Below are 4,285 nucleotides of genomic sequence, written 5' to 3'. Positions count from 1 at the left end.
CTGCCGCGCAAACTGCCGACGGACAGGCGGCGCAGCAGCCGCGGGCTCGCCCAGCCGGTGCGCTTCGACGGCACGAGCGCCCACACGATCAGCGCGACGTAGACCAGCAGGTTCCACGCGAGGATCGCGAGCAGCGGCGCCGACAGCAGGTCGACGCGATGCGGATTGCCGATGCGGTCCAGCCCCGCGCCGGCCGCGAAGCCGATGATGGGCAGCAGCACGGCCAGCATGGGCAGCAGGCTGCGCCGCTGGCGGAACGCGGCAAACGCGGGCGTGCGCTCGGCCAGCCGCTTGAGGATGAGTTCCGCGCGCTGGCCGAGGAAGTGGTCGAGCCGCGGCTCGCTCTTGCCTTCGGCCGCCTGCCAGTGCGCCAGCTCGCGCGCGCTGCGGCTGGCGTAGACGCGGTCGTCTTCGGTCAGGATCTCGCGCTTCGTGTCGGCGGTTTCGATGGCGCGCATCAGGACGACATCGCGTGCGGTCCGCTCGTTCATGGGCTCCTCTCTGGATGAGTTGACAAGCTTATCAGAAATACTTCACCCATCGTTTCCCGCTCGTGCGCTTGTACGCGCCGAACAGCCGCGTCGGCAGATACAGGACGACAGCCAGCAGCGCGGCGATCGCCCACACCTGCCAGACGTGCGCCACGTCCGCGCGCGGCACGCCCAGCGCGGCGGCGGCGAGCTTCTGCAGCGCCAGTAGCGCATACAGGTGCAGCAGGTAGTAGAACAGCGGCGCCCCGCCGAACACCGCCGCCGCGCGGGTCGCTACCGTGTCCACGCGCTCGATCCACGCGAGCGCGACGCACCCCACGCCGAGCGTCAACAGGAGGAAGTCGAGCGAGGGCGGATATTTCGTGAAGTTGAGGAGGGACATCGCGGCGCGCACGGGGTCAGCCTGCGGCGTCCACGGCACGGGCTCGCCGTACGCGTTCACGCTGCGCAGGACGACGAGCGACGCGAGACAGGCGATGCCAACGAGGGTCAGCCAGCGCGTGCGCAGCGCGGGCGCGGCCGTCCTGGCATACAAGGGGCCGCACGCATAGCCCAGCAGGATCACGCCGATCCAGGCCAGCACGGGATAGCTGACCTTGATGCGGACCGGGTCGAGCGCGAGGAAGCCGCGCTGTTCGAGGATCGTCCACGCCGCCGGGGCCAACGTCCCCTGTTCCAGCGCATTGTGCCCGCCCACGATGATCAGGCCCAGCACACCGGGCAGCGCGAGCGGCAGGCGGTGCAGCAGCGCCAGCGCGAGCATGGCGAGGCCGATGGCCCAGATCACCTGCAGGTAAATGGTGGACTGCGGCGCCCCCGACCAGGCGGCATTCACGACCGTCACCTCGAGCGCGAGCAGCAACAGGCCGCGCTTGACGAGGAACCCCGTCGCGCTGCGCCGGCCGCCGGGCGGATGCGCATACAGCCACGCCGACAGGCCGGTCAGGAACACGAACATCGGCGCGCAGAAATGCGCCGCCAGGCGGGTGAAGAACAGCGCGGGCGGCGTCGCGCCCACGTCCATCGGATCGCCGACCTGGTGCTGGAGATAGAACGTCTCGCGCACGTGGTCGACCGTCATCAGGAGCATGACGAGGCCGCGCATCACGTCGATCGAGAGAATACGTCGGGTGTTCATGGCGGTTCCTCAGTAGCGGTAAGACAGGGTTGCCGTCGCCGTGCGCGTGCTGCCCGGCGCGACCCACAACCGGCTGTACGAACTGGCGTAGTAGCGGCGGTCGAACAGGTTGTCGACGTTCAGCGCGATGCGCCAGCGTTTGTCCGGCGCATACGCCGCCATGACGCGGGCCGTCGTGTAGCCGGGCAGCGTGAAGCCACTGGGCGCCGCCACGTCGCCGAAGCGCTCACCCACGTACGCGAGTCCGGCGCCGGCCGACAGCCGTGCATCGCCCGCGACCAGCAGCACGTTGGCGCTGTGGCGCGGCACGTTGGGAACGCGGTTGCCGGTACGTATGGTGTTGTCGCCACGGGTTACGCGCGCGTCCGTGTACGCGTACGACGCCGACAGCTTCAGGTCGCGCCGCAGCCGGCCCGACACGTCCAGTTCCACGCCCCGGCTCGCGACCTCGCCTGCCGGAATGGAGTAATCCGTGTTCGCCGGATTCGTCGTCAGGACGTTCTTCTTGCGGATCCGGTAGAGCGCGAGGGTGCCCGCCAGCCCGCCCGGCATGTCGAGCTTCGCACCCACCTCGTCGGCGCGGCTCTCTTCCGCGGGGAACGCCTGGTTGTCGATGCCGATGCCGCTGTTCGGGCGAAAGCCGCGCGCGGTGCTCGCGTACAGCGCGACCGTGGCAGCCGGCTGGTAGACCAGTCCGGCGCGCGGGCTGGTGGCGCCCACGCGGTGGTGGTTGACGGCCGCCGTGCGATGGTTGATCACGGTCTGGCGGTACCGGTCATGGCGCACGCCGACGAGCGCTTTCCAGCGCGCCGTCAGGTCCAACTGGTCCTGCACGTAGAGCCCCGTGGCGCGCTGGTGTTCGAGCGTATCGATCGACAGGGCGAGCGGCGCGGCCGTGCCGCCGTACACGGGGTCGAAGATGTCGAGCGCGTACGGATTCGCGGCCGACGGATTGCGGCGCAGCTGCACGCGCCGGTCATCGAACCGGTAGGTGTCGACGCCGACCAGCACGGCGTGGTTTGCGAGCCTGCCCAGCAGCTCAACGCGGGCGGAACGGTCGATGGCCGCGAAGTCGCGATGCCGCCGCTGGCGGCGCAGCGTCCGGCCATCCGCCGCGAGGTCGCTGGCTTCCGTCGAATAGCCGGCGAGCGCACTGTCGCGATAGGATGCGCCACCCTGCACCGACCAGCCTGCGCCCAGCGCGCGCTGGACGAACAGCTGCTGTCCCACCGACTGCACGATGACCGGACCGTCGGCAGGCTCGCCGAGGAAACGCGAGACTGGCAACCGGCCCGGGATCGCGACGACGCCACGGTCGAACGGCGTGCGTTGGCGCGTCGCCTCGATCTCGTACGACACCGTCGTGTCTTCGCCCGCGTGCCACAGGATGGACGGCGCGACGTAGGTGCGCTCCGTGTGCACCAGGTCGCGGAAGCTGCCGCCCGCCTGGTGCGCCAGGTTGAACCGGTACGCGACGCTGTCCGACAACGGCCCGGTCAGGTCGGCGGCGGCGCGCCGCGTGCCATGGCTCGCAAGCGCGGCGTCGATGCCGTATTGCGGCGCGAAGCGCGGCTTCTTCGTCACGATGTTGACCGTGCCGCCCGGCTCGCCGCGGCCATACAGCGCCGATGCGGGTCCCTTCAAAATCTCGATGAACTGGGTACCCGCGACGTCGCGCAGGCCGTTGTAGCCACGGCTCGAACTGAAGCCGTTGACCATGTAGTCGGACCCGAAGTTCGGATCGCCCGTGAAGCCACGCATCGCGTAGCTGTCCCACAGGCCGCCCAGGTCGCTCTGGCGGGCGATGCCGCTGGCCAGTTCCAGGGCACCGGCCAGGTTGGTGACGCCCGCGTCGCGCAGCAGGTCGGCCTCCAGCGTCCGGGTGCTTTGCGGCAGGTCGAGCGGCTGCGCATCGGTTTTCGTGGCGCCGGCCACGGTAAGGGCATGGTAGGCCGTGCGCTGGCCGGTGACGAGCACGGTGCCGGCCGGCGGTTCGGCCATGGCGTGGAAAGACAGCGTACCGGCGAGCAGCGGCACGCACCGCAGATGGGTGTTCTTGATCTTCATGTTTCCAAATCCTGTTCAGCGAATAACGCGCAACGCCGCCCGGGCGCAGGCGCCATGGCGGTACGATGCATCGATTGGAGGAACTGATCAGGCTTGGGGTGGACCGCGCGGCTGGTAGACGTGGACCGGCTGCGGACGGATGCCGGTGCGAATCGGGTCGACGGGGCCCTCGTCCGCCAGCGCGAGCGGCACGAAGACATGCACCGATGGCGGCGCCGCGAATGCCAGCTGGGCGCCGTCGAGGCACAGTGCGCAGAGATCGCGCAATGCCGGCTTGCCGTCGGCGCCCCGCTCCACCTGCGCTGCCGCTTGCGGAGTGGCAGCCTCCGCGACGTGCGTCGCCGCATGCTGCAACGACATCTGCTGCGTGATGAGCAGCAGCAGCGACAGCAGTACGTGGACGAAGGAGCGTGACATTCGGGGTAATGGAAAGACAACAGCGGGGCATTGTAGCTGAAGTCGGGGCGCTGAAAAGCAAAAAGCCCGCTCAGTGCATACTGAGCGGGCTTTTCTAATAACTAGCCTGACGATAACCTACTTTCACACTGGTTGCAGCACTATCATCGGCGCAGAGTCTTTTCACGGTCCT

The 4,285-nt window shown here is 69.0% G+C and carries 3 protein-coding genes and 1 pseudogene; all 4 read right to left on the bottom strand.

What is annotated here, in order from left to right; all coding sequences use genetic code 11:
• Nucleotides 1-491, bottom strand: a pseudogene (locus tag ACEN88_RS25500) (DUF2868 domain-containing protein); the annotation flags it as partial.
• 31 nt (nt 492-522) lie between these two features.
• Nucleotides 523-1,629 (bottom strand): DUF1624 domain-containing protein, encoded by a 1,107-nt coding sequence (locus ACEN88_RS25495; protein ID WP_413344160.1) that lies wholly within the window; start codon nt 1,627-1,629, stop codon nt 523-525.
• A gap of 9 nt (nt 1,630-1,638) precedes the next feature.
• On the bottom strand, nt 1,639-3,696 hold the full coding sequence (locus tag ACEN88_RS25490; protein ID WP_413344159.1) for a TonB-dependent siderophore receptor: 2,058 nt from the start codon (nt 3,694-3,696) through the stop codon (nt 1,639-1,641).
• 87 nt (nt 3,697-3,783) lie between these two features.
• Entirely contained in the window at nt 3,784-4,113 is a 330-nt protein-coding gene (locus ACEN88_RS25485) for a DUF2946 family protein (protein ID WP_413344158.1), read from the bottom strand.
• Nucleotides 4,114-4,285 lie beyond the last annotated feature (172 nt).

It is taken from the genome of Massilia sp. CT11-108 (assembly GCF_047302915.1).
GTDB classification, from domain to species: Bacteria; Pseudomonadota; Gammaproteobacteria; order Burkholderiales; family Burkholderiaceae_D; genus Telluria; species Telluria orientalis.
This window is presented reverse-complemented; position numbering and strand designations above follow the sequence as displayed.

Excerpts from the sequence above, each read along its gene's own strand:
- ACEN88_RS25485 (WP_413344158.1), bottom strand. The coding sequence starts at position 4,113 with ATGTCACGCTCCTTCGTCCACGTACTGCTGTCGCTGCTGCTGCTCATC.
- ACEN88_RS25495 (WP_413344160.1), bottom strand. The coding sequence starts at position 1,629 with ATGAACACCCGACGTATTCTCTCGATCGACGTGATGCGCGGCCTCGTC.
- ACEN88_RS25490 (WP_413344159.1), bottom strand. The coding sequence starts at position 3,696 with ATGAAGATCAAGAACACCCATCTGCGGTGCGTGCCGCTGCTCGCCGGT.